We start from the raw sequence: 22,878 nt of genomic DNA on the forward strand, positions 1-22,878 counted from the left end.
GAGACGTGCATGTCAGCGAACAAGGAATTTGTCAGTTACATCGAAGAACAGCTTGCGCCGCTTGGCTTCCTGAGTACGGGACCATTTTTCGGCGGCCGCGATATCAAATATCACGGCAATCAGTTTGCATGGATCATCGGCAGCACGCTCTACCTGCGCGTCAGCGACATTACGCGTCCTGAATTTGAAGCAGAAGGCGCGCAGCCGTTCAAATACATGACCAAGAAGGGCGAGGTCACCGTGCGCAAGTTCTACACTGCGCCCGAATTCCTGCTGGACGACACAGAACAGCTGCTGGCCTGGTCTCGCCGCGCCATCGAAACTGCCGCTTGAGTTTCTAGCGCAGAACGATGACCGGCGGATGCAATCCCAACGCTGCGATGCGTCGCGCAAATTTGCGGTCATCAAACGTAACCATAGAGTCGTACGTGCGGTAGCTGGCATGATGGAGTGCATCGGTAAAAGCTATTCCTAGCTGGTAGTTTGCCAGTGCCTGAGTGAGTGCCAGCCGGTCTTCTATCGCCAAGTGCGTCAAACTCAACATGTGCTGGTACACAGCAATGATCATCGCTGGGCTCATGTTGTACCTGCCTCGCATCAGCCACTCCAGTTCGACGATCACAGTCTTGCATACAGCGAGCGACTGGCCGGAGTCAATCAGGCGTTGTGCTGCTGGCCGCTGTCGCTGTGCTTCAATATCAGTGCTGTCATCTATGTAGTAGCGGGCGAGGACGTTAGTATCCAGACCTATCATTTTGGAAGAGTTCCGCAGCATCAAAATCAACGGATACGGATGGTCCATTGACCTTCACCATGCCGTAACCGCTGACTAACTTGGTTTTAGGGGAGGGCAGCTTTGTGCCCATGATCCTCATTTCAAGCTGGCGTCCATTGATGAGACAATCGACCTTTGCCCCTGCTGCGATGCCATAGGTTTCGAGGATCTCTTTGGGGATGCTGACAGTACCATCGCTATTGACTACTGAAAAAATTTCCATGGCGTCCTCCGGATAGATTCAGCCATGGTAGCACTCACTGTTTTTGCAGGGATTGATCCAGGCTTAACGTGTCAGACGGTACAGCAGGATGGCGGTGCGGATGGTGGCGCGTTCGATCGAGGCGATTTCCAGGTCTTCGTCGGGTGAGTGGGCGCCGTTGCCGGTGGCGCCCAGGCCATCCAGGCTGTCCAGCAGCGGCGCGACGAACTGTACGTCGCCTGCGCCGCGCTGGCCTGGTGGCAGGGCAGGGATCTCGCCCAGGCCTGCGTCCCGGCTGGCTTGCGAATACACTTTCAGCACAGCCAGATTGCCCGGCGTTGGCGACATCGGCGGATAGGCGTCATGGAAGCTGATGCTGGCGCTGGTGCCCGGCAGGTTTTGTGCGACGATGGCTTTCATCTTCGCGTGCGCGCGGTCGCGCTGTTCGTAGCTCAGGTAGCGCAGGTCGCCTTCCACCGTCGCGGTGCGCGAGATGACGTTGGTCTTGCCGGCCGCCTGCCCAGTGGTGCCCAGCGCGTTGGTGCTGGCGTCCGTACCGCCGACGATCAGGCCCGGGCTGAAGGTCAGATCCTGCTCCGCCACCTGCTGGCGGAAGCCATCCACAATGCGCGCAGCTTCGTAGATAGCGCCATAGCCCGCGCCCTCCGTAAAGATACCGCTGGAGTGTCCTTGCTTGCCCGTGACTTTCAATTCCCACGACGATGAGGCGCGGCGGCCGATGGTGCCGGTATCCTTGCCGTCCTTGTTGCGCACCGTGGCCTCGAAGGCGAGGGCGATGTCGCTGCGTTTGGCGGCGTTCACCATGTCCGCGCGCGAGACTTCAATCGGATCGCCAGCGTTTTCCTCATCGCCGCTGAAGACGACGGTGATGCTGGTGTTGTCCAGCGCGCCCACGCGCTGCAAGGCGCGCAGCGCTTCGACGATGATGACGTCGCCGCCCTTCATGTCATTGACACCCTGGCCGCGCACACGGTCGCCATTGCGCTGCCACAGCTGCACAGGGCTGTCCTTTTCAAACACGGTATCGAGATGGCCGATCAGCAGCAGGCGCTTGCCTTGCTTGCCTTCACGCGTGGCGATCAGGTGGCCGGCACGCTGCATCGCAGCCGGCATCTCCGACCAGCGGGTCTTGAAACCCAGTTGCTCGAACTGCTCGCCAAAGACTTTGCCGACGGCGCGCACGCCGTCGTGATTCATGGTGCCGCTATTGATATTGACCGAGCGCTCCAGCAGCTGCAAGCCTTGCTCCGAATGCGCTTTCACTTCGGCGACAATTTTCTGCTCAAGAGGCGAGAGCCCATCAGCGCGCGCCGCGCCTAACGTCAGGGCCAGAACTGCGAAAGCGAACGGTTTCAACTTCATGCGGCATTCCTCCGTAGGTGGTATGCCGCTGATTGTAGCCTAGCCTTGCGCCGATGCGGGCAAGCCGAAGATGCGGTCGAAGGCGAGCGTGAACACATAGGTGTAGACCATGAAGAACACCAGCAGGCCCATGTCCAGCACCAGCGCTTCCCACAGCGAGATGTCGAGCCACCACGCGAACAGCGGCACGATGGCCAGTACCAGGCCGCCCTCAAAGCCGATGGCGTGGGCGACGCGGCGTTTCCAGTTGCGGCCACGCGTAGGCTGGCGCGCTTCCCAGGATTCGAAAATCCCGTTGAAAATGAAGTTCCAGATAATCGCCAGCATCGAGGAAGCAACGGCGGCGGCGCCAGCATGGCCAGGCTCCGAGCCAGCGAGGAGCATCAGGGCGCTACTGGTCAGCGCGATGGCGATCAACTCGAACAGGGAGACGTAGACGATTTTGCGTTTCAAACCTTGCATGATATTTCCTTTTTTATTGCACTGGCATGCATGGTATGGGAGTTTTTCTGATCGAAAAAGTCAGCAGCTTTCAATTTTTCTGATAGATTGGTAAATATGGCTTTTTCATCTGACAATATTGCAGTCTTTCTGGCGGTGCTGGACCACGGTTCGTTCTCGGCGGCCGCGCGGGCGCTAGGGCGGGTGCCATCGGCAGTCAGCATGGCGATAGGCCTGCTGGAGGCGGAGCTGGGTCTGACGCTGTTCGAACGCAGTTCGCGCGAAGTACGGCCCACGGAATCGGCGCGTGCGCTGGAAGCGGAGGCGCGGCAGATGGCGGGACAGCTGCGGCGCTTGCAGGCGCACGCGCTGTCGCTGCATCAGGGACTGGAGCGACGCCTGACGCTGACCATCGCGCCAGAGCTGCTGTCGGCGCCCTGGAGCGAACCCTTGGCGCTGCTGGCCGAAGAGTTTCCGTCGCTGGAAGTGGAAGTGCTGTCCGTGCCGCAGGACCAGGCCTTGCGCATGCTGCACGACGGCGTTGCGCAACTGGCGATGATCTACGAGCGTGCCCGCGTGGATGACCGCGAGAGCTTTCAGGAGCTGGGCAGCGAAGTACTGGTGCCCGTGATCTCGCCGCGTCACAAGCTGGCGCAGACACGCCTCAAAAGCCTGGAAAGCCTGATCGATTCAAGGCAGATCGCAATTGTCAGCCGCGAGTTGCAGGAGGCCGACCAGCGCGTGCTCATCTCGCGCAACGTGTGGCGCACCGACAGCCATCTGGCGGCACTGAGCCTGGTACGCGCTGGCCTGGGTTGGGCCTATCTGCCGCGCCGCCAGATCCAGCCCTTGCTGGACAACGGCGAACTGCTGCACATCAGCTTTGCCAACATGAGCAATGAGCTGCGGCTGTGGGTGGACGTGGTGTGGACCAACGACCGTCCGTTAGGCCTGGGCGCCAAGCGGCTGATCGCGCTGATGCAGGATATTTCAGGATTGGAAGCGCGCCCGCCGCAGAAGTGATAATCTTGCTGTCTTTGCTTTTTTAGAGGAACATCATGCGTTTGTTGAAGATTGCCCTGGTGGTCGCCGGCCTGTGTGCTGCTACCGCGTTTGCCTCGCCGACCGCGCCACGCAACGGCGCTGAGTACACCACCCTGAAAACCCCGCAGCCGGTGCAGGCGCAGGGCAAAAAGGTTGAGGTGATCGAGTTCTTCATGTACCACTGCCCGGCGTGCTACGCGCTGGAACCGGCCATGCTGGAATGGGTGAAGAAGCAGGGCGACAACATCTCATTCCGCCGCATCCACCTGCCGCTGACGGGCGAGAACGATCCGGAAGCGCATATGTTCCTGACGCTGGAAGCGATGAAGCTGGAAGAAGGCCTGCACGCCAAGATCCTGAGCACCTGGCACGTTGAGCGCAAACGTCTGAAGAGCGATGCAGACAATATCGACTGGGCCGCAAAGAACGGTGTCGATAAAGAGAAATATACTGCGACCTACAACTCGTTCGCCGTGATGACGCGCCTGAAAAACGCCGGCCGCGTGGCCAGTACCTATGAGGTCAACAGCACGCCGACCATGATCGTTGATGGCCGCTATCTGACCAATCCGACGATGGTCGATAGCGCCAATCCTGGCATCCCCCGTCCACAACTGGGCGCTGCAACGCTGCAGGTGCTGGACGCGCTGGTTGAGCAGGCGCGCAAAGGCAAGTAAGTCTTACAGGCGGCACTGGTACAGGTGGGAGGCGTGATCCGCGCCGTTCACCTGCACCACCACCGGCGCCGCCAGCGCATCGCGCGTGAAACTGCATTTATCCATTACGCGCCTTGATCCCGCATTTTGTTCCGATATCCATGCGTTGAGGATGCGCAGGCCGTACTGTGTGCGTGCCAGTTCCTGCAGGTGCATCAACGCGCCGCTGGCCAATCCCTTGCGCGCCTCGCTGTGGGCGATGCGGTAGCCCACTTCGCCTGTGCCGGTATCGCGGTTGATGTGGCGCAGGTTGGCGCGGCCGATGATGGCAGTGCCGTCATCGCTGGTCAGTACGCAGGGATGCATGGCGCCTGTGGCATGGCTGGAGAGGTAGTCAGCGATGTGCGCAGCCACGCCAGCGTGCGAGTAGAACGATGGATCGCGGGCTTCCACATGCTGTTCAAACCAACTGCGGTTTTCCAGTTCGAACTCCAGCAGGCGTTCGACATCATCGGCTTGAAGGGTACGGATTTTCATGGGTGGGCTGCGAGGTAGGCCAGCATATGCTGGTTGAAGGTAGCGGCTTGCTCCATCTGCGGCAGGTGGCCGGACTGGTCGATCTCGGTGTATTCCAGTGATGGAATGGCCTGGCGGATGTGCGCGGACTGCGCGACGGCGATGGTGGGGTCTTGCTTGCCCCACACCAGATGCACCGGCGTGCCCGCGCGTGCGATGGCGGCATAGATGTCTTCAAAATTTTCCTGCGCCAGGCTGAGACGTGAGCGATAGAGCGCGCGGCCAAACCCTTTGTATTGCATTTGCGGGCGATAGCGGTCGGCCCAGCCGGGGAATTGTTCTGGCAGCAGGAAGTCGCTGTTCTGATTGTCGGCCATGCCCGGCACCACGCCGACCTGGAACAGATAAGGCCCCAGCCATGGCGTGGCGAACTGCCACGGAAGCTTGGGTGCGCTGTTGGATGGATCGACCAGGTTCAGCGTGCGGATGCGCTGCGGGTGCGTGGACGCGTAGTGCGCGCTGACGTAGCCGCCAAAGGACAAGCCAAACAAATCAATCTTGCCCTCGACCTTGAGCGCCTTGAGCAGGTCATCCAGCTGGTGGTCGTAGAAAGCGCCATCGTAGGCGGCATCGGGCCGGTCGGACAGGCCACGGCCAAACAGGTCGTAGCGGATCACGCGGTAGCCGGCGTCGCGCAGCGCGGCAAAGGTCGGATCCCAGATGTAGGAGGGGACGGAAAACCCGTGCACCAGTACCGCCACGCGGCCATCGGCCGGACCGGCTACTTCGTAATGCGTTACGCCATCACTGAGCGTGGCGTAAGCGCCACTGGCATTGGCATGCTCGCGCGCGGCGGCATCCAGCACATGCTGTTCAGGATTTTTATACTGGTAGTAGCCAGTGGCGCCAACGCCAGCCAGCACCAGGGCCAGCACGGCCCAGCGCAGGGCTTTCATGTTTAGTTGACAGTGAAGCGGGCCGGGATTTCGATGCCGCCGCTCTGTGCTGCTTCAGCGTAGGCTTTCAGTTCGGTGACGACGGCATCCAGCTGCTCCTGGCCAGGATTGGCCTGGAAATTCTTGATGCGCTCATTCATGAGCGTGATTTGCTTGCTCCAGTCCAGACGATTCGTTTTGCTCATGTGTGCTCCGATTTCTAAAAAATTAGTATAGAACAAATGGCAAAACTTTGGCGGCTTTTAATGTGCGCTAGCGCACTAAGTTACGTGGATCAGCGGCGCACGCCATGCAGGAACAAGTCCAGACCTTCGGCTGCGCGGCTGCGCAGTTCGTCCATCGACGGCACCTCAGTAATCGGGAACAGCAGGCGCGACATATGGTCGCCCATGATGCAGTTCAGCAGGAACACCGGCAGCAATTCCGGACGCAGGTCGGGACGCAGCTGGGCGCGGATATCCGGGCGCGCGAAGAAGCGGCCCAGCTCAATCCGCGTGCGCTGCGGGCCAGCCTCGAAAAACGTCTCGGCCAGTTCCGGCGTGGTGCGGGCTTCGGCCACCACCATGCGGTGCAGGCTGCAGAAGGTGGGAATGGAGATCAGCTCCAGGAAGCGCAGCGCGAAGTCGCGAAGGATGTCTTCCATCGGACGCGGATCGGTTTCCATATCCTCCATGCTGCCGAAGAATTGCGCGCGGCCGTCGGCAATCACGGCGTTTAGCAAACCGGCTTTGCCGCCGAACTTGACGTAGATGGTACGCACGGCCACATGGGCTTCGCGCGCAATCATCTCCAGGCTGACTTTGCTGTAGCCTTTTTCCAGGAACAGGCGGCCGGCAGTGTGCAGCAGCGCGGCGCGGCGGGCTGCTTTGTCGGCGGCGCGTGGGCGACCGGCCGCCTTGCCGAAGCACGGCGAATCCGGGGAGTAGTTGCCGTCCGGGCAATCTTGCTCGTCCAGTGCGGCTGCGTCATTAAGTTCGGTGGTATTCATGGCGGGAGAATGATATCGAATGCCGCCATGCTAGTCCAAAAAAAAATGAAATGCAATCGTTTCATTTCTTGACTTTGCGCAGAAACTGGCCATAATGCACCTATCTCATTTCATTTTTCTGGAGCTCCTTCATGTCCGCCCAAGAACAAAAAATCAGTGCCGTGCCTGCCGCTCCAGCCGCTGCGCCGGCAGCCCCGGCCCAGCCACCTAACCGCCGCGTGCTGGTGATTGCCGCCGTGGTTGCCCTGGCTGCCCTGGCCGCCGGTGGCCGCATGTGGTACCGCAGCCACTACTATGTCGAGACGGAAAATGCCTACGTGGCTGGCCACGTGCATCCGGTATCGACGCGTATCGCGGGTGTGGTCACCAAGGTGTTCATCGACGATAACCAGCTGGTCAAGGAAGGCGATGTGATCGCCGAGCTGGATCCGTTCGACCAGGGCGTGAAAGTGGAGCAGATCCAGGCGCAGATCGCCTCGGCCCAGCAGCAAGTGATCCAGGCTGACGCGCAGATCCTGCAAGTGCAGGCCCAGGCCAGCGCTTCGGCCGCGCAGGTAGCGCAGTCGGAAGCGCAGCTGGTGCGCGCCAAGCAGGATGCCGACCGTTTCGGCCAGCTGTATAACAGCCAGATGAAAGCCGTATCGAAAGCGGAACTGGATGCCGCAGTTGCCACCCGTGCCAGCGCGACCGCCGACGTCGCCGCCCGCAAGGACAGCGCTGCCGCTGCCAAAGCACAGATTACTGCCGCCAAATCCGCACGCGATGTGCTGAACGCCCAGGTCGGCGTGCTGCAAGTGCAACTGAAGGACGCCAAGCAGCAACTGGCCTACAACAAAGTGCTGGCGCCAGTGTCGGGCCGTATCGGCAAGCGCACCATAGAAGTGGGCCAGCGCGTACAGCCTGGCCAGCAGCTGACTGCCATCGTGCAGGAAAACGTCTGGCTGACTGCCAACTTCAAGGAAACCCAGCTGGCTGAAATGAAGCCGGGCCAGGAAGTCAAAGTGACCATCGATGCGCTGCCGGGCAAAGAGCTGATCGGCAAAGTGGACAGCTTCGCACCGGCATCGGGCGCGCAGTTCTCGCTGCTGCCGCCGGATAACGCCACCGGTAACTTCACCAAGATCGTGCAGCGCGTGCCGGTCAAAGTCGTGTTCAAGCCTGAAGATGTGAAAGCCCTGAGTGGCCGTCTGGTGCCGGGCATGTCGGCGGTCGCTGAAGTAGCGATCAACCAGAAAGACGCTAAGTAATCAAGGAGCCTCTCATGGCTAGTACGACTATTGATACGCCGGGCGGCGGGGGGACGCACACCCCTGCATTCGTGCCGCCGGCGCCGAGCGAGAAGGTCTCCGGCCGCACCTGGCTGGCGGTGGCTGCCGGCATGCTGGGCGCCTTCATGGCGGTGCTGGATATCCAGATCACCAACTCGTCGCTGAAAGATATTCTCGGCACGCTGTCCGCCACGCAGGAAGAGGGTTCGTGGATCGCCACGGCTTATCTGGTGGCGGAGATCATCGTGATTCCGATGACCGGTCTGTTTGTCCGCGTGTTTGGCATGCGTGCCTACATGATGGGGACCACCGCGCTGTTCCTCGTCTTCTCGACGCTGTGCGGCTTTGCCTGGAACCTGCCAAGCATGATCGCCTTCCGGATGCTGCAGGGCTTTACCGGCGGCGCGCTGATTCCGATGGCGATGACGCTGGTGATGGCCAAGCTGCCGCCGTCCAAGCGCGCCACCGGTATGGCGATCTTCGGTCTGACCGCCACGCTGGCGCCTTCGATGGGGCCAACGCTGGGTGGTTACCTGAGCGAGCTGTATGGCTGGCCTTCGATCTTCTACATCAACTGGGTGCCAGGTCTGTTGCTGATCGGCGGTATCGCAGTTGGCCTGGACAAGGAAAAGCGCAATCTGTCGCTGCTGTTCACGGCGGACTGGCTGGGCATCTTCTTCATGGCATTGGGCCTGGGCAGCCTGACCATCTTCCTGGAAGAGGGCAATACCAAGGACTGGTTCGACTCGGCCTTCATCAAGACCTTCGCTGCGCTGGCCATTATTGGTCTGCTGGGCTGGGTGGTGACGAGCGCCACGCGCAAGCAGCCGTTTGTGAATCTGGGCCTGTACGGCAAGCGTAACTTTGCCGCAGCCACCGCGCTGTCGATGGCGATGGGCATGGGCCTGTATGGTTCGGCCTTCATCCTGCCGCTGTTCCTGGCGCAGATTCCGGGCTACTCGCCGATGCAAATTGGTGAAGTGATCATGTGGGCTGGTCTGCCGCAGCTGTTCATCATGCCGTTCGTGGCCAAGCTGTCGTCCAAGATCGATAACCGCATCCTGTGCACCTTCGGCCTGCTGCTGTTCGGTGGCTCCTGCCTGATGAATGCCTATATGGACGCGACCACCGGCTACGACCAGCTGCTGCTGTCGCAGATTGTCCGTGCGCTGGGCCAGCCGTTCGTGATGCTGACCTTGTCGAACTTTGCGATGAACGGCATCCAGCCTAAAGACATGCCATCGGCATCGAGCCTGATCAACATGACCCGTAACCTGGGCGGTTCGATCGGTATCGCACTGCTGGCGACGGCGCTGACCAACCGCGAGCACTTTCACTCGGCGCGCATCGGCGAATCGGTGACCGGCTTTGCGCTGGCCACGCAGGAACGCCTGGACGCGCTGACGTCATCCTTCATCGGCAAGGGTTTCGATTCGGCGACGGCGGCGGATATGGCACTCAAGGCAGTTGACAACGTGGTGCGCCGCGAGGCTTATGTGATGGCGTACAACGATGGCTTCTTCCTGGTTGCAGCCGTGCTGTTTGCCTGCATCGGCGTGCTGTGGTTCTCGGACAAGGTCAAAGCACCATCTGCCGGTGGCGGCGGTGGCGCGCACTAAATAAGAAAGCGTCTCCCCGCCGCGCGGGGAGAACGCAATATCAATCAAAAGTGAGGTAATCATGTTGAATTCAGCTCTGAAGCGCCTGACGCTCGCTGTTTCTGTAACGCTAGCAGTCACTGGCTGCGCCACGGTCGGCACCGACTTTAAAGCTCCGGCCAATGTCGCCGACGCTTCGTTCCGCCACCTGCCGCAAGCTGGCGCCAATGAAGCACGCCTGCCGGCCCAATGGTGGACGGTGTTTAACGACACCACTCTGAACCAGCTGGAAGAAACCGCACTACGCGACAATCCAAGCGTGAAAGCAGCAGCACAGCGCCTGGTGCAGGCGCTGGAACAGGCTGGCGTGACGCGCGCCAACGAACAACCGCAGTTGAGTGTCAACGCTGGCATCTCGAACTCGCGCACCTCGGCCGAGACCTCGCAAGGCCTGGCGCTGGGCCATCGCTCGATCAAGGGTAATAACTACTCGGTCGGCTCCAACTTCTCGTATGAAGTGGACTTGCTGGGCCGCGTGCGCCGTCTGGTGGAAGCCTCTGACGCGCAGGCGCTGGTGGCGGAAGCAGACCGCGACGGCGTGCTGCTGATGCTGTCCTCGCAACTGGCCACCACCTACTGGCAGCTGCGCGGCCTGGATGCAGAAATCGCCATCCTGAACGGCGCGCTGGATACCCGACGTGAAACCGAAGAACTGGTGACCGCGCGCTTTGACGCCGGCCTGTCGAATGAGCTGGACGTGTCGCGTGCCCGCATTGAACGCGCCAATGCGCAAGCAGACCTGCATGAAGTGCAGCGTCAGCGCAATTTGCTGGAACACAGCCTGGCCACGCTGGTCGGCAAATCGCCATCGGCGATGCTGACTGCGGCAAACGCCAACACGGCCGTGCTGCCGCAACCGCCAGCCATTCCGGTCGGCCTGCCTGCCAGCCTGCTGGCACAGCGTCCTGACCTGGCGGGCAGCGTCGCCAACCTGCGCGCCAACAATGCGCAGATCGGTGTGGCGGAAGGTGCGTTCTACCCATCGTTCTCGCTGACCGGTAACTTCGGGTTTGCCTCGGAGAGCCTGAGCAACCTGTCCAAGGGCGATGCGCGCCAGTTCAGCGTAGGTCCGCTGGCGCTGTCGCTGCCGATCTTTGACGGTGGCCGCAACAAGGCCAACCTGGCGATTGCCAAGGCACGTTACGAAGAAGCGCTGGCGAATCACGAGACCAAGCTGCTGACCGCACTGCGCGAAGTGGAAGATGCGCTGTCGGACGTGCAGCAACGCCAGCTGCAGGGCGATGCACAGAAGGCCTCGCAAGTGGCAGCAGCACGTGGCTACCTGGTGGCGCGCGCACGCTATGAACGCGGCGTATCGACCTACCTCGACGTGACCGACGCCCAGCGCAGCGCGCTGGCTGCGGACCGCGCGGCAGTGCAAATCAACACCCAGCGTCTGCTGGCTGCCGTGTCGGTGGCGCGCTCGCTGGGTGCTGGCTGGCAGCCCTCGGCGCAGCTGGCGCAGGTCGCACAGAACGGCGCCATCAAGGCGCAGTAAGCGCCATCCCTTTACGCGGAAGAGGCCAGCGGCAAACGTGCCGCTGGTCCGAAGCGTTCCACCACAAAATCCACAAACGTCGTCAGCTTGGGCGTGGCCAGCCGGTCGCGCGGATAGACCAGCTGCATCGGCCGCGGTGCGGGCAGGTAATCGCACAGTATCGGCACCAGCCGGCCGGCGGCGATATCCTGCGCCACCAGTATCTCCGCCTGCATCACAATCCCGAACCCCTGCAGCGCCGCCATGCGCAGCGCCAGGCCGTTGTTGGCACGGAAGCGGCACTCGGGCAAGGTGCGCTTGCCGTTCTGGTCGCGCATGGTCTGCATGCGCCAGTGGATGCCCACCATGCCGACGATGAAGTCCAGGCATTCATGATCGGCCAGCTCGGCCAGCGTTTGCGGCGTGCCATGCTTGCGCAGATACGCCGGTGAGGCGCAGATCGCCATGCCGTAGTGGCGCATCGGCCGTGCGATCATGCTGGAATCCTCGAGTGTGGCGATGCGGACGGCGACGTCATAGCCTTCCTCCACCAGATCAACCATGCGGTCATTCAGGTTCAGATCCACGCTGACCTCCTGATGCAGTTGCAGGTAGTCGGCGATCACGGGCGCCAGCCACTCGCTGCCGAAGGAGGTGGGGGCGGTGATGCGCAGACGGCCGCGCGGCGTGTTGCGCATGGCTTCCGCGCCGCTTTCGGCAGCGCTGATCTGGGCCAGGATGCTGCGGCATTGTTCGGCGTACTGGCTGCCGATTTCGGTGAGGCTCTGGCGGCGCGTGGTGCGCGTCAACAAGCTGGCGCCCAGTGTCGCCTCGAGCTGGGCGATGTGCTTGCCCACCATGACGGGCGAGAGGTTGAAGCGCGACGCGGCGGCCGTGAAATTGCCGGCATCCACCACGGCGACGAAGATTTCCATGCTACGCAGCTTGTCCATCGATTGCTAACTGTGGGTTGGTAATGATCTAAATATTAGCTCATTTATTCCTTTGGCGAAGCAGAACATACTGGTGTTTTCTAACGGAGGTACAGCATGAAAGTCATCGTGATCGGCGCCACGGGCGCAGTAGGCAAGGCAGTGGTTGAGGAACTGGGCAAACGCCACGAAGTGGTGACAGTGGGCGCGAGCGGCGGCCAGTATCAGGTCGACTTCGCCGACATCGGCAGCGTGCGTGGCCTGTTTGCCACGGTTGGCAAAGTGGATGCGGTGGTGGTCACGGCCGGCGTGCTGCATTTCGCGCCGCTGACCAGCTTCACGCCGGAGCAGTTCTACGTGGGCCTGAACAGCAAGTTGATGGGGCAGGTGAACGTGGCGCTGGTGGCGCAGGAATATCTGAACGACGGCGGCTCGATCACGCTCACCAGCGGCATCCTGGCGGATGAGCCAATTCGTCAAGGCGCCAGCGCCACCATGGTCAATGCCGCCATTGAAGGCTTCGCGCGCGGCGCGGCGATTGAACTGCCGCGTGGCATCCGTATCAACGTTGTCAGCCCTACAGTATTGCAGGAATCGATGGACGCCTACGGCGCCTTCTTCATCGGCTTCGAACCTGTGACGGCAAGCCGCGCCGCGTTGTCCTATGCACGCAGCGTCGATGGCGCGCAGACCGGCCAGGTGTACCGCGCACTGTAACGCTCTCCCAACAACAGTCGGGATATCTTGCTTGCGTTTAGGAACTTTAGCGTGGCATGATCTCCTGACTGCATCTGCCCTGTTTCTTCCGTCGGCCGTGTTCTTCCGGAGAGATTATGTTCACGAACATGAGAGTGGCGACCCGTCTGGGTCTGGGTTTTGGCGTGGTCGTTATCCTGTTGCTGGTGGTCTCCGTGGTCAGTATCTCGCGGCTGGCGGCAATCAACAACGGCATGCAGCTCATCATGGAAGACCGATACCCCAAGGTCGTTCTGGTTAACCAGGCCATCAAACTCACGATCGACAATGGTCGCCAGCTGCGCAGCATGCTGCTGTCCACCACCGAAGCTGAACGCGAAAAATTCCGCAATAGCGTGGAAGTCAACCGGCCCAAGATCGCCGATGCCCTGGCGCGCATGGATAAGCTGATCAGCACTGAACGTGGACGCGATCTGTTCAAGGACATTACTGCAAAAGGCGATGCGCTCAATCCGCGTTACGAGCAGTTGTATGAGCTGACCCGCAGCGATCCTAAACGGGCGGCGGAATTCCTGCGCAATGAATTCGCTGCCGCGAACAACGCGTATTGGGCGGCACTGGAAGAACTGGCCAAGCTGCAAAGCAACCTGATGGACGAGAGCGCGAAAGACGCGCATGAAACGTATGTAGAGACCCGCAACCTGGTGGTCGGGCTGGTGATTGCCGCAGTGCTCCTGTCGATGGTGATTGCGGCGGTGATCACGCGGAATCTGACGCGCAGCCTGGGCGGTGAACCATCGTATGCGGTGGAGCTGATGCAGCGCATCAGCAACGGCGATCTGGAAGGCGAAGTGGTGACGCGTTCCGGCGATCACACCAGCATGCTGTATGCCGTGAAGAATATGATTACCAAGCTGCGGCAGGTCATCGAGGGCCAGCGCCAGGTGGTGGCTGCAGCCAATCGCGGCAACTTCGATGCGCGCGTCGACCTGAATGGTTTGCAGGGCTTCCAGCGCGACATGGGCGAAGGCCTGAACCAGCTGGCCGCCACGACGGGCGCCAGCATCAATGACGTGGTGCGCGTGATGGGCGCCATGTCCGAGGGCGATCTCACGCAAAGCATCACCAAGGAATATGAGGGGGCGTTTGCCGAACTGAAGTCTTACGCCAATAACACCATGTCGCGGCTGGCGCATGTGGTCAGTGAAGTCAATGCCAATGCAGAGGCGCTGGCGGCGGCATCGGAGGAAGTCAGTTCGACGGCGCAGTCGCTGGCGCAGGCGGCCAGCCAGCAGGCGGCCAGTGTGGAAGAGACTTCCGCCTCGGTGGAGCAGATGACGGCGTCCGTATCGCAGAATACGGAGAACGCCAAGGTCACTGACGCCATTGCGTGCAAGGCTTCCGGCGAAGCGACCGAAGGCGGCGATGCTGTCAAGTCCACCGTGGTGGCGATGAAGCAGATCGCCGCCAAGGTACTCATCATCGACGACATCGCCTATCAAACCAATTTGCTGGCGCTGAATGCCGCGATTGAAGCCGCGCGCGCCGGGGAACATGGCAAAGGCTTTGCCGTGGTGGCGGCCGAGGTGCGCAAGCTGGCGGAACGCAGCCAGGTGGCGGCGCAGGAAATCGGCCAGGTCGCCACCAGCAGCGTCAACCTCGCAGAGCGCGCGGGCAGCATGCTCGATGAGATGGTCCCGAGTATCAAGAAGACTTCGGATCTGGTGCAGGAAATTACCGCGGCGTCGGAAGAGCAGTCGACCGGCCTGGCGCAGATCAATTCCGCGATCACGCAACTGAGCCAGACCACGCAGCAGAATGCCGCTGGTTCGGAACAACTGGCGTCGACTGCCGAGGAAATGAGCACCCAGGCCAACGAGCTGCAAACCGCCATGGGCTTCTTCAAGCTCGGTGGCGACGCCGTGGCGCAGGCGGTGCGTGGCGGGGGCCGCGATATGCGCGATATGCGCCTGCGTCCGGTGCCCACCACGCGCAAGTCGCATGAGCGGTTTGCGACGACAGTGGACGAGGCAAATTTCGTCCGCTACTAGGCGCTGCATTACAATGTGTTCCTCACTCTACCCGAGGAACACAATGAAAAAAATCCTGCTTCCACTGGCGCTGGCTGTCGCTTGCGCCACTGCCTTTGCTGCACCGGCTGACGTCAATCAACTCAACAAGATGAGCAAGCGTTATGCGCCGATCGCGCTGACCGCTGACACCAGCAAGCTCTCCGCCGGCGACAAGAAAGCCATCGCCAAACTGATCGAAGCCGCCAAGATCATCGACGTGCTGCAGCTGCGCCAGCGCTGGTCCGGCAATGAGGCGCTGTGGGCTGCGCTGCAAAAGGACACCACGCCATTGGGCAAGGCACGCCTGAACTACTTCTGGCTCAACAAAGGTCCATGGTCCATCCTCGACGACCACCAGTCCTTCCTGCCAGCGGACGTGGGCGGCGTTGCGGTGCCAGCCAAGAAGCCGGAAGCCGGCAACTTCTATCCGGAAGGCGCCACCAAGGCCGAACTGGAAACCTGGATGAACGCTTTGCCTGCGGTCGATAAAGAGCAGGCGCAGTGGTTCTTCACCGTGATCCGCAAGAACAAGGATGGCCTGTTCACCACCGTGAAGTATGCCGAAGAATACAAGCCGGAACTGGAGAAAGCCGCCGCGCTGCTGAAGCAGGCCGCCGCCGATACCGATAACGCCTCGCTGAAAAAATTCCTGAGCCTGCGCGCAGACGCCTTCCTCAGCAACGACTACCTGGAGTCCGATTTCGCCTGGATGGACCTGGATTCGCCAGTCGATATCACCATCGGCCCTTACGAGACCTACAACGACGAACTGTTTGGCTACAAGGCCGCGTTTGAAGCGTACGTGAGCATCCGCGACCAGAAAGAAACGCAGAAGCTGGACTTCTTCGCCAAGCATATGCAGGAGCTGGAAGACAACCTGCCGCTGGATGCGCAGTACCGCAATCCGAAGGTCGGTGCGCTGGCGCCGATGGTGGTCGTGAACCAGGTCTACGGCGCAGGCGACGGCAACATGGGCGTGCAGACCGCCGCCTACAACCTGCCCAACGATGAGCGCATCATCAGCCAGCGCGGTTCCAAGCGCGTGATGCTGAAGAACGTGCAGCAGGCCAAATTCAAATCGACGCTGGCGCCGATTTCCAAACTGGTGCTGCGTCCGGCCGATCAAAAGGACGTGGATTTTGATTCCTTCTTCACCCATATCCTGGCGCACGAAATCACCCACGGCCTGGGTCCGCACATTACCAAAAACGATGGCAAGGAATCGACGCCGCGCCAGGATCTGAAGGAAGCCTATTCGACCATCGAAGAAGCCAAGGCTGACATCACCGGCCTGTTTGCACTGGCCTACATGATGGACAAGGGCCAGCTCAAAGGCACGCTGGGGCAGGGCGATGCAGCGGAGCGCAAGCTGTACACCACCTTCCTCGCATCGGCGTTCCGCACGCTGCACTTCGGCCTGACCGATTCGCACGCGCGCGGCATGGCGATCCAGATGAACTACCTGCTGGACAAGGGCGGCTTCATCTCACATGGCGACGGCACCTTCTCGGTCGACTTCAAGAAGATCAAGCAGGCCGTGATCGATCTGGACCGCGAATTCCTGACCATCGAAGCGACCGGCGACTACGCGCGCGCCAAGGACATGATGAGCAAGTACGTGGTGATCCGCCCGGACGTGCAGAAGGCGCTGGATAAAATGAAATCTGTACCGAATGACATCCGTCCGGAATTCAAGACTGCCAACAGCTTGTTGGGCCGTTAATCATTCAGCTTTTTCTACGTAGTAATATAGCTGCCACCGGGCAATAATTATTGCCCGGTGCATGCTACAGTTTGATCACTATGATCAAGCGCACCTTCCTCCCCCTGCTGCTGTTGACGTCCGGCCTGGCTTCCGCCGCCGAGCTGACCGACATGGAAATCCGCTGGCTGCAAGCCGGTTCCGCCGTGCTGGCCTATGCCAAGCAGGAACTGAAGCTGCCGCTTGATATCACCGTCCAGCCCCAGGCCGGTCCCAACGATGTGCCGCTGGCGCTGGGCTACCAGAACGGCCGCTGCAAGCTGGTGCTGTCGATGCGCGGCAACGCGAATGCGGAAGATATCCTGTCCACTGTACCTGCCGCGCAACGGCCGCTGATGATTGAAGCGATGGTGGCGCACGAAATTGGCCACTGCTGGCGCTACACGCAAGGCATCTGGCACATGATGCCGTCCGGCTTTGTGGAAAGCCAGCCACAGCCGGACTCTGGCGCTGCCGAAGCGCTGCGCGACACGCGCCGCGAAGAAGGCTATGCCGATCTGGTCGCTCTGGCCTGGACACAGCAGCGTCATCCCGCCGATTACGCTGCGGTGGCCGCATGGATGCGCGCGGTGCGCCAGCCATCGCCGGCCACCGGCTCGCACAGCACGCTGGCCTGGCTGGAACAGGCGCCGACCGGGGCTGCCTTTGCACCGGGTGTGGCGGTATTTGAACAGGCCAGCCAGCTGTGGCAGCAGGGCCTGTTGCTCGACAGGTAAATCTGATCTGTGTACGTCTCCGCACAGAGCACGCGGCCGTACAGGCGTTTAATGTGTCCATCAACCACCACAAGAGGGACACATCATGAACAAATTACTCTGCTTCGTACTGGCTACCGCTGCCAGCGCTGCCTTCGCTGCTACGCCTAACAACGACACCGTTGCCTACAAAGCTGCAATCAACAAGTCGGACGCTGACTACAAAGCTGCCAAGGGCGCCTGCGATGCACAATCGGGTAATGCCAAGGATGTCTGCCAGGAGCAGGCCAAGGTCAGCCGCGCCAACGCCGAATCGACCGCCGCCCTGCAATACAAGAACGATAAAAAATCGGTCGAAAAAGCCCAGATCAATGTGGCCGATGCCAACTACGACCTCGCCAAAGCCCAGTGCGCCAACCGCACCGGCGCTGACAAGGACAGCTGCCTGAGCGGTGCCAAAGCCCAGCACACTGCGTGGGTGAAAGATGCCAAGGCTGGCAAGAAAGCCGCTGACGTGGCCCAGACCGGCATCGACTGCAGCGCCATGACGGGCAGCGACAAGGCATCGTGCGAAGCCCGCTCGAAAACCGAGCTGACCAAAGACGCGCTGGCCGACACCACCATCACCACCAAAGTGAAAACCGAACTGCTGGCCGAGCCTGCACTGAAATCGCTGGACGTGCACGTGGAAACCACCAACGGCACCGTGATGCTGAGCGGCTTCGTGCCATCGCAAGCAGAAGTTGACAAGGCAGTGGATGTCGCGCGCAACGTCAAGGGCGTGAACAAAGTGCAAAGCTCGCTGCGCATCAAGTAAAGGGCAGTGCGGGCTAGCCCCCCATGCCCGCTCGCCCCGGCGCCCGGCCGCGTTCCCCCAACGCCGCCGGGCGCCGCCTCGTTCAGCGCATCGGGTGCTTACTTGCGTGCTTATTTGCGTGCTTATTTTTGATGGTGCGTCGCATACAGCCGATACAGCCACAGCCAGTTCCCTTCGGCATCTGACATATCAGTAAAATAGTTCTCACTATTTTGTTCGAATGGCTGCGGGATGGTTTTACTCCCGGCATACCGTCCAAATTTCGTCGTCACTGTGGTCCCGCTGGTCGTTACATAGATTGTGAACAGAGAATCTTTCTGTTCTTTGGTCGGGCCGATATGAATAAAAGCGACGCGTTCGGGTTCACCTTTTTCCACGCGTATCAGGTCGAAATCACCGATCGGTGCGGTAGACCAATTGCCGGTGCCTTGAGGGCCGTCATCCAGCACGAATTTCAGGGGAACCGTGATATCCCTGCCGCGGCTAAAACAAGGGGTCTTGTGATTGTCAGGATTATCGTCCACGGTATTGATGTATAAGCCATCCGGATAAGCTTCCTTCAATGCCCAAATGCGAATAACCGGAATGCGGGGAAGCGCGAAAGACCGCTCGCCAAAGCCAGTGGATGGAAGTGCAGTAGTATGTAGTGACATGTTTTACCTTATAAGGGTGAGTTGACGAAGTGCCATACAATGAACCTTGCATCTGACAATCGCCTGGTGACACCAGGCCCAGGGCGCACGTGGCAAACGTGCTGCGTCAACTATATGCCCAAATAAGTAGCAAAAAATACACGTATTGTCACTATTGCACCGTTTGAACGCAACGCGGGTGGAGGCAAGTTTTTCTTGTATTCATGATGGTCATAATCTAAAATGGCTGCAAGCGCGCCTTCCGGCACGCATTGCCATTCTGAGGACCACTATGTTTGCACAAGCTGTTTCGACCTGGCTGCAGCGCCGCGGCCTGCACTTTTCGTGGGTGATGGTTGCCCTGACGTTTTTAACGGGGCTGTCGTCGGCGGCTGCCCTGGGCCTGCCCGGCGCGCTGTTGCAGCCGCTGTCCAGGGAATTCGGCTGGGACGTGGAGCAGATCTCCTCGGCGCTGGCGGTACGCTTCGCCCTGTTCGGCCTGATGGGGCCGTTTGCAGCCATCTTCATGGAGCGCTTCGGCTTGCGCAACGTGGTGGTCACTGCGCTGACGCTGGTTGCCTCAGGCATGGCGCTGGCCACGCAGATGACGCAGTTCTGGCACCTGGTACTGTTCTGGGGAATCATGCTGGGCGTGGGCTCCGGCATGACGGCGCTGGTGCTCAGCGCCGTGGTGTCCAACCGCTGGTTTGAGCGCCATCGCGGCCTGGTGGTGGGCATCCTGACCGCCAGCTCGGCGACGGGCCAGCTCATCTTCCTGCCGGTCGGTGCGTGGATGATCGAGCACATGGGCTGGCGCCTGGCGGTAGTGCCGGTGTTTGCCGCTTGCGCGCTGATGGCCGTGGCGGTGTTTCTGCTGATGCGCAACCGCCCCAGCGACGTCGGCCTGGCGCCGTTTGGCGCCGCTCCGGGCACGCCGACAGCCGCGCCGCCTGCCATGCACGTCACGCTGGCGACGCCGTTCAAGATCCTGGCCGAGGCCTCGCGCAGCAGTGTGTTCTGGATACTGGCCGCCACCTTCTTCATCTGCGGCCTCAGCACCAATGGCCTGATCCAGACCCACTTCATTTCGCTGTGCGGCGATGCCGGCCTGGGTCCCGTGCCTGCCGCCTCCGTGCTGGCCATGATGGGCGCGTTCGACCTGGTGGGCACCATCGGCTCCGGCTGGCTGTCGGACCGCTACGACAACCGCAAGCTGCTGCTGATGTACTACGGCTTGCGCGGCCTGTCGCTGCTGTGGCTGCCGTATTCGGAATTCACGCTGTATGGCCTGTCCACCTTTGCCATGTTCTACGGCCTGGACTGGATCGCCACCGTGCCGCCAACCGTACGTCTGACGGCCGCCACCTTTGGCAAGGAAAAAGCCGGCATGGTGTTTGGCTGGATCTTTGCCGCCCACCAGCTCGGTGCAGCGGTAGCAGCCTACGGCGCCGGCCGCGTGCGGACCCTGCTGCTGACCTACAACCCGGCGTTGTTTGCGGCAGGCGCCGCCTGTCTGGTCGCGGCAGCCATCATCATGATGATCCGTCGTCCCGCAGCAGCCAGCACGGCGATGCCAGCGACCCCGGCCAAGGCCGCATAAAAAAAGTGGTAGCGCTTCCAAAATGTAATCAGCCTGTCATTTGCCAAATTTACACTGCGGCGAATTTCAACCAGCCTGATGGAGTTTTGTATGCGTTACGCTTTACCTGCGGCGGCCCTCGTGGCCGCCGCCGTGACCGCCTTATTGGCCGCTTGCGGCAGCGATGGCCTGCCGGTCACGGAAACCAATCCGGGCGACGGTTTCAACGCCACGGCCGTCGCCTTCATGAGCGACGTCCACTTCGAGAACATCTACGGCGACCTCAAGAGCAGCCAGTTCTCCGGCATTCCCACCAAGGACGGCAAGAACGCCACCATCCGCACCATGTACGCGGAGCTGACCTCGACCCGGCTGTTCAACGAAAACTACTTCGCGTTCCGCGCCGCACTGGATGATGCCTACGCCAAAGGCCTGCGCCTGGTGGCGCTGCCGGGCGACATCTCGGACGACGCCCAGCCCATCAACATCGACGGCCTGGCCGACATCCTGCATGAGTATCAGGCCAAGGGCATGCGCTTCTTCATCGCGCCGGGCAACCACGACCCGAACGAACCGTACGACGATGACGAAGCCGGCAAGAACGACTTCCTGACCAAGGATGGCAAGGAACAGAAAATCTACGCCGTCAACAACAGCGCCTGCAAAGCCAAAGATCCCAGCGTGGTCTGCACCAACCAGCTCATGGAACAGGGCTACGAAAAACTGCTGACCAAGCTGGCGGAATTTGGCTACGCGCCCAACAAGAACGACGTCTACTGGGAAACCCCGTTCACCACCTACACCGACGGCAAATACAGCTACGATGCCGCGACCGCAGCGGCCGACCTGGGCAAGCGCCAGTTTGAAATCTGCGCGGAAGGCGAGGGCGGCAAATACAAAGTGGCGGGCAAGACCTACACCCGCTGCACCAGCATCATCGACGCCAGCTATCTGGTGGAACCGGTGAAAGGCATCTGGCTGCTGGCGCTGGACGCCAATGTGCATGTGCCGAATGCGAACTTCGACCCGGCCAACCCGAAAAACTTCAAAGGCTTCGACAACGCCGGCGACGCTGGCTGGAACAAAGTGCAGACCCACAAAATCCACCAGATGGAGTGGATAAAATCCGTGGCCGCGCGCGCCAAGGCGCAAGGCAAGCAGCTGATGGCGTTTTCGCACTATCCGACCATGGACTTCTACGCCAACCAGACCGATGCGATGAAAGCCGTATTCAAATCGGGCGCCTTCCAGGTGACGCGCATGCCGGCTGCGGCGACCACCTCGGCCATGGTGGCGACCGGCCTGCCGCTGCATATCGGCGGCCACATGCATTTCAACGGCACCAACGACGTCAAGGACAGCGCGGGCAACTACCTGGTCAACGTGCAGTCGCCATCGCTGGCCGTGTTTGGCGCGGCGTACAAAATCGTCAGCTACCAGAGCAAAGACCTGATCGACGTGCAGACCGTGGGCCTGAACACCGTCGCGCGCCATAACGAACTGTTCCCGTACTACCAGGTCGAGTACGACTACCTGCAAGGCAGCACGGCAGCCAGCGACATCGCCAAGCGCTGGAACCGCAGCATCCTCGACAGCAAATCGTATGGTGAATTTACGCGCACCTACTTCGGCGAACTGTCACGCCTGCGCTTCATGGGCGACTACTGGCCGTGCGAAATGAAAGAAGCGGCGATGTCGCTCGATCTGCGCCAAATGCTGATCCTGTCGCAGCTGCAAACCAAAGTCACGCTGGCGCAGCTGAAAGACAATCCATCGGTACTGCCGATCACCGCAACGTGCGCGGCCAAAGGTACGCCATCGGGTGACGCGGTGGCGGCGAGCCAACTGACAGCCGACTGGGCGGCGGCCACGGCAAAGGCCGAACAGGTAGCGGCAGCGGCCAACCTGAAACTGGCCGACTTCGCCAAAGTCAGCGCTTACGAATTCTACGGCGACTTCCACCGCACCGTGTACGCCGGCGAGCTGGCCTTGCGCGACATGGGCGCGGAGCGGGTAGCGCAGTACAAAGTGCTGATGAGCGCATTCCCGGCATCGCCAGCGGCCATCGTCAAAGTGGGGGATCAACTGTCCGACCAGAACCCGGTACAAGTGGCGTTCCAGTCGCAGTTCAAGCAAGTATTCGCGATCCTGAAAGGCCTCGGTTCCGGCAAGCCGAGCGACCACTTCACGATCGACCTCAAAGCGCAAAAGCTGAACAACGTCAGCAATAGCGGCCTGAGCTTCAACTAAAAAACTCCGGGGTCAGGTCCGTCATTTCTACACGGCCTCTACCGTAGCGTGCGCTACGGTAGAGGCCGTGTAGAAATGA

23 protein-coding genes are annotated in these 22,878 nt (G+C 60.8%); 13 read left to right on the top strand and 10 right to left on the bottom strand.

Annotated features, from left to right (window positions below; translation table 11 throughout):
* The first annotated feature begins 9 nt into the window (after window positions 1-9).
* Window positions 10-333, top strand: a complete 324-nt coding sequence (locus GTP58_RS19205) for a TfoX/Sxy family protein (RefSeq protein ID WP_161078786.1) — start codon at window positions 10-12, stop codon at window positions 331-333.
* Window positions 334-337: 4 nt separating this feature from the next.
* On the opposite strand, the gene GTP58_RS19210 is transcribed toward GTP58_RS19205, so the two are convergent.
* From GTP58_RS19210 to GTP58_RS19225, 4 genes are all read right to left on the bottom strand, one after another.
* Window positions 338-802 (bottom strand): type II toxin-antitoxin system VapC family toxin, encoded by a 465-nt coding sequence (locus GTP58_RS19210; RefSeq protein WP_161078787.1) that lies wholly within the window; start codon window positions 800-802, stop codon window positions 338-340.
* Window positions 735-998, bottom strand: a complete 264-nt coding sequence (locus GTP58_RS19215; RefSeq protein ID WP_161078788.1) for an AbrB/MazE/SpoVT family DNA-binding domain-containing protein — start codon at window positions 996-998, stop codon at window positions 735-737. Before GTP58_RS19215 ends, GTP58_RS19210 begins: the two co-directional genes overlap by 68 nt.
* Before the next feature lie 63 nt (window positions 999-1,061).
* Window positions 1,062-2,360: a M20/M25/M40 family metallo-hydrolase gene (locus GTP58_RS19220; protein WP_161078789.1), complete on the bottom strand. Its 1,299-nt coding sequence runs from the start codon at window positions 2,358-2,360 to the stop codon at window positions 1,062-1,064.
* Between the two features lie 39 nt (window positions 2,361-2,399).
* Window positions 2,400-2,822 carry a PACE efflux transporter gene (locus GTP58_RS19225; protein ID WP_161078790.1) on the bottom strand — a complete coding sequence of 141 codons (423 nt, stop codon included), beginning with the start codon at window positions 2,820-2,822 and terminating at the stop codon, window positions 2,400-2,402.
* Between the two features lie 96 nt (window positions 2,823-2,918).
* Between GTP58_RS19225 and GTP58_RS19230 the strand changes: the two genes are divergently transcribed.
* Together GTP58_RS19230 and GTP58_RS19235 are read left to right on the top strand one after the other, a co-directional pair.
* Window positions 2,919-3,824, top strand: a complete 906-nt coding sequence (locus GTP58_RS19230; RefSeq protein ID WP_161078791.1) for a LysR family transcriptional regulator — start codon at window positions 2,919-2,921, stop codon at window positions 3,822-3,824.
* A gap of 35 nt (window positions 3,825-3,859) precedes the next feature.
* The gene (locus GTP58_RS19235) at window positions 3,860-4,522 is read left to right on the top strand and encodes a thiol:disulfide interchange protein DsbA/DsbL (protein ID WP_161078792.1); all 663 of its coding nucleotides are present in this window, start codon (window positions 3,860-3,862) and stop codon (window positions 4,520-4,522) included.
* A 3-nt stretch (window positions 4,523-4,525) separates the two neighbouring features.
* On the opposite strand, the gene GTP58_RS19240 is transcribed toward GTP58_RS19235, so the two are convergent.
* The 4 genes from GTP58_RS19240 to GTP58_RS19250 all read right to left on the bottom strand — a co-directional run bounded on the left by GTP58_RS19240 (window position 4,526) and on the right by GTP58_RS19250 (window position 6,961).
* Entirely contained in the window at window positions 4,526-5,038 is a 513-nt protein-coding gene (locus tag GTP58_RS19240; protein WP_161078793.1) for a GNAT family N-acetyltransferase, read from the bottom strand.
* Complete coding sequence (locus GTP58_RS19245) at window positions 5,035-5,973, bottom strand: alpha/beta fold hydrolase (protein ID WP_161078794.1); 939 nt, start codon at window positions 5,971-5,973, stop codon at window positions 5,035-5,037. The genes GTP58_RS19240 and GTP58_RS19245 overlap by 4 nt, the downstream gene beginning before the upstream one ends.
* A gap of 2 nt (window positions 5,974-5,975) precedes the next feature.
* Window positions 5,976-6,158 (bottom strand): hypothetical protein, encoded by a 183-nt coding sequence (locus tag GTP58_RS31115; RefSeq protein ID WP_202413792.1) that lies wholly within the window; start codon window positions 6,156-6,158, stop codon window positions 5,976-5,978.
* An 89-nt stretch (window positions 6,159-6,247) separates the two neighbouring features.
* Window positions 6,248-6,961, bottom strand: a complete 714-nt coding sequence (locus tag GTP58_RS19250; RefSeq protein ID WP_161078795.1) for a TetR/AcrR family transcriptional regulator — start codon at window positions 6,959-6,961, stop codon at window positions 6,248-6,250.
* 131 nt (window positions 6,962-7,092) lie between these two features.
* Between GTP58_RS19250 and GTP58_RS19255 the strand changes: the two genes are divergently transcribed.
* The 3 genes from GTP58_RS19255 (at window position 7,093) to GTP58_RS19265 (ending at window position 11,385) form a co-directional block, all read left to right on the top strand.
* A complete protein-coding gene (locus tag GTP58_RS19255) occupies window positions 7,093-8,208 on the top strand; it encodes an HlyD family secretion protein (RefSeq protein WP_161078796.1) in 1,116 nt (371 codons plus the stop codon).
* A 14-nt stretch (window positions 8,209-8,222) separates the two neighbouring features.
* On the top strand, window positions 8,223-9,848 hold the full coding sequence (locus tag GTP58_RS19260) for a DHA2 family efflux MFS transporter permease subunit (protein WP_072787713.1): 1,626 nt from the start codon (window positions 8,223-8,225) through the stop codon (window positions 9,846-9,848).
* A 61-nt stretch (window positions 9,849-9,909) separates the two neighbouring features.
* Entirely contained in the window at window positions 9,910-11,385 is a 1,476-nt protein-coding gene (locus GTP58_RS19265; RefSeq protein ID WP_161078797.1) for an efflux transporter outer membrane subunit, read from the top strand.
* An 11-nt stretch (window positions 11,386-11,396) separates the two neighbouring features.
* On the opposite strand, the gene GTP58_RS19270 is transcribed toward GTP58_RS19265, so the two are convergent.
* Window positions 11,397-12,317: a LysR family transcriptional regulator gene (locus GTP58_RS19270; RefSeq protein WP_072787711.1), complete on the bottom strand. Its 921-nt coding sequence runs from the start codon at window positions 12,315-12,317 to the stop codon at window positions 11,397-11,399.
* Between the two features lie 96 nt (window positions 12,318-12,413).
* On the opposite strand from GTP58_RS19270, the gene GTP58_RS19275 reads away from it, so the two are divergent.
* The 5 genes from GTP58_RS19275 to GTP58_RS19295 all read left to right on the top strand — a co-directional run bounded on the left by GTP58_RS19275 (window position 12,414) and on the right by GTP58_RS19295 (window position 18,338).
* The gene (locus GTP58_RS19275; RefSeq protein WP_161078798.1) at window positions 12,414-13,013 is read left to right on the top strand and encodes a short chain dehydrogenase; all 600 of its coding nucleotides are present in this window, start codon (window positions 12,414-12,416) and stop codon (window positions 13,011-13,013) included.
* A gap of 116 nt (window positions 13,014-13,129) precedes the next feature.
* Complete coding sequence (locus GTP58_RS19280; protein WP_229215640.1) at window positions 13,130-15,043, top strand: methyl-accepting chemotaxis protein; 1,914 nt, start codon at window positions 13,130-13,132, stop codon at window positions 15,041-15,043.
* Window positions 15,044-15,086: 43 nt separating this feature from the next.
* A complete protein-coding gene (locus tag GTP58_RS19285; protein WP_161078799.1) occupies window positions 15,087-16,787 on the top strand; it encodes a hypothetical protein in 1,701 nt (566 codons plus the stop codon).
* An 80-nt stretch (window positions 16,788-16,867) separates the two neighbouring features.
* Window positions 16,868-17,542: a hypothetical protein gene (locus tag GTP58_RS19290; protein ID WP_161078800.1), complete on the top strand. Its 675-nt coding sequence runs from the start codon at window positions 16,868-16,870 to the stop codon at window positions 17,540-17,542.
* An 85-nt stretch (window positions 17,543-17,627) separates the two neighbouring features.
* Window positions 17,628-18,338 (top strand): BON domain-containing protein, encoded by a 711-nt coding sequence (locus tag GTP58_RS19295; RefSeq protein WP_072787703.1) that lies wholly within the window; start codon window positions 17,628-17,630, stop codon window positions 18,336-18,338.
* 122 nt (window positions 18,339-18,460) lie between these two features.
* Here GTP58_RS19295 and GTP58_RS19300 read toward each other — a convergent pair whose 3' ends face one another.
* Window positions 18,461-18,991, bottom strand: a complete 531-nt coding sequence (locus GTP58_RS19300; protein ID WP_161078801.1) for a hypothetical protein — start codon at window positions 18,989-18,991, stop codon at window positions 18,461-18,463.
* A gap of 271 nt (window positions 18,992-19,262) precedes the next feature.
* Here GTP58_RS19300 and GTP58_RS19305 point away from each other — a divergent pair, with 271 nt between their 5' ends.
* Together GTP58_RS19305 and GTP58_RS19310 are read left to right on the top strand one after the other, a co-directional pair.
* Entirely contained in the window at window positions 19,263-20,570 is a 1,308-nt protein-coding gene (locus GTP58_RS19305; RefSeq protein ID WP_161078802.1) for an MFS transporter, read from the top strand.
* Window positions 20,571-20,660: 90 nt separating this feature from the next.
* On the top strand, window positions 20,661-22,799 hold the full coding sequence (locus GTP58_RS19310) for a metallophosphoesterase (RefSeq protein ID WP_161078803.1): 2,139 nt from the start codon (window positions 20,661-20,663) through the stop codon (window positions 22,797-22,799).
* Window positions 22,800-22,878 lie beyond the last annotated feature (79 nt).

This window comes from Duganella sp. CY15W (assembly GCF_009857555.1).
Classification (GTDB): Bacteria; Pseudomonadota; Gammaproteobacteria; order Burkholderiales; family Burkholderiaceae_D; genus Rugamonas; species Rugamonas sacchari.

What these genes read in the sequence shown, in the direction of transcription:
- GTP58_RS19300 (WP_161078801.1), bottom strand. Translation starts at nt 18,991, where the DNA reads ATGTCACTACATACTACTGCACTTCCATCCACTGGCTTTGGCGAGCGG.
- GTP58_RS19225 (WP_161078790.1), bottom strand. Translation starts at nt 2,822, where the DNA reads ATGCAAGGTTTGAAACGCAAAATCGTCTACGTCTCCCTGTTCGAGTTG.
- GTP58_RS19310 (WP_161078803.1), top strand. Translation starts at nt 20,661, where the DNA reads ATGCGTTACGCTTTACCTGCGGCGGCCCTCGTGGCCGCCGCCGTGACC.
- GTP58_RS19240 (WP_161078793.1), bottom strand. Translation starts at nt 5,038, where the DNA reads ATGAAAATCCGTACCCTTCAAGCCGATGATGTCGAACGCCTGCTGGAG.
- GTP58_RS19265 (WP_161078797.1), top strand. Translation starts at nt 9,910, where the DNA reads ATGTTGAATTCAGCTCTGAAGCGCCTGACGCTCGCTGTTTCTGTAACG.
- GTP58_RS19215 (WP_161078788.1), bottom strand. Translation starts at nt 998, where the DNA reads ATGGAAATTTTTTCAGTAGTCAATAGCGATGGTACTGTCAGCATCCCC.
- GTP58_RS19290 (WP_161078800.1), top strand. Translation starts at nt 16,868, where the DNA reads ATGATCAAGCGCACCTTCCTCCCCCTGCTGCTGTTGACGTCCGGCCTG.
- GTP58_RS19260 (WP_072787713.1), top strand. Translation starts at nt 8,223, where the DNA reads ATGGCTAGTACGACTATTGATACGCCGGGCGGCGGGGGGACGCACACC.
- GTP58_RS31115 (WP_202413792.1), bottom strand. Translation starts at nt 6,158, where the DNA reads ATGAGCAAAACGAATCGTCTGGACTGGAGCAAGCAAATCACGCTCATG.
- GTP58_RS19220 (WP_161078789.1), bottom strand. Translation starts at nt 2,360, where the DNA reads ATGAAGTTGAAACCGTTCGCTTTCGCAGTTCTGGCCCTGACGTTAGGC.
- GTP58_RS19295 (WP_072787703.1), top strand. Translation starts at nt 17,628, where the DNA reads ATGAACAAATTACTCTGCTTCGTACTGGCTACCGCTGCCAGCGCTGCC.
- GTP58_RS19205 (WP_161078786.1), top strand. Translation starts at nt 10, where the DNA reads ATGTCAGCGAACAAGGAATTTGTCAGTTACATCGAAGAACAGCTTGCG.
- GTP58_RS19235 (WP_161078792.1), top strand. Translation starts at nt 3,860, where the DNA reads ATGCGTTTGTTGAAGATTGCCCTGGTGGTCGCCGGCCTGTGTGCTGCT.
- GTP58_RS19230 (WP_161078791.1), top strand. Translation starts at nt 2,919, where the DNA reads ATGGCTTTTTCATCTGACAATATTGCAGTCTTTCTGGCGGTGCTGGAC.
- GTP58_RS19250 (WP_161078795.1), bottom strand. Translation starts at nt 6,961, where the DNA reads ATGAATACCACCGAACTTAATGACGCAGCCGCACTGGACGAGCAAGAT.
- GTP58_RS19285 (WP_161078799.1), top strand. Translation starts at nt 15,087, where the DNA reads ATGAAAAAAATCCTGCTTCCACTGGCGCTGGCTGTCGCTTGCGCCACT.
- GTP58_RS19210 (WP_161078787.1), bottom strand. Translation starts at nt 802, where the DNA reads ATGGACCATCCGTATCCGTTGATTTTGATGCTGCGGAACTCTTCCAAA.
- GTP58_RS19270 (WP_072787711.1), bottom strand. Translation starts at nt 12,317, where the DNA reads ATGGACAAGCTGCGTAGCATGGAAATCTTCGTCGCCGTGGTGGATGCC.
- GTP58_RS19305 (WP_161078802.1), top strand. Translation starts at nt 19,263, where the DNA reads ATGTTTGCACAAGCTGTTTCGACCTGGCTGCAGCGCCGCGGCCTGCAC.
- GTP58_RS19280 (WP_229215640.1), top strand. Translation starts at nt 13,130, where the DNA reads ATGTTCACGAACATGAGAGTGGCGACCCGTCTGGGTCTGGGTTTTGGC.
- GTP58_RS19255 (WP_161078796.1), top strand. Translation starts at nt 7,093, where the DNA reads ATGTCCGCCCAAGAACAAAAAATCAGTGCCGTGCCTGCCGCTCCAGCC.
- GTP58_RS19275 (WP_161078798.1), top strand. Translation starts at nt 12,414, where the DNA reads ATGAAAGTCATCGTGATCGGCGCCACGGGCGCAGTAGGCAAGGCAGTG.
- GTP58_RS19245 (WP_161078794.1), bottom strand. Translation starts at nt 5,973, where the DNA reads ATGAAAGCCCTGCGCTGGGCCGTGCTGGCCCTGGTGCTGGCTGGCGTT.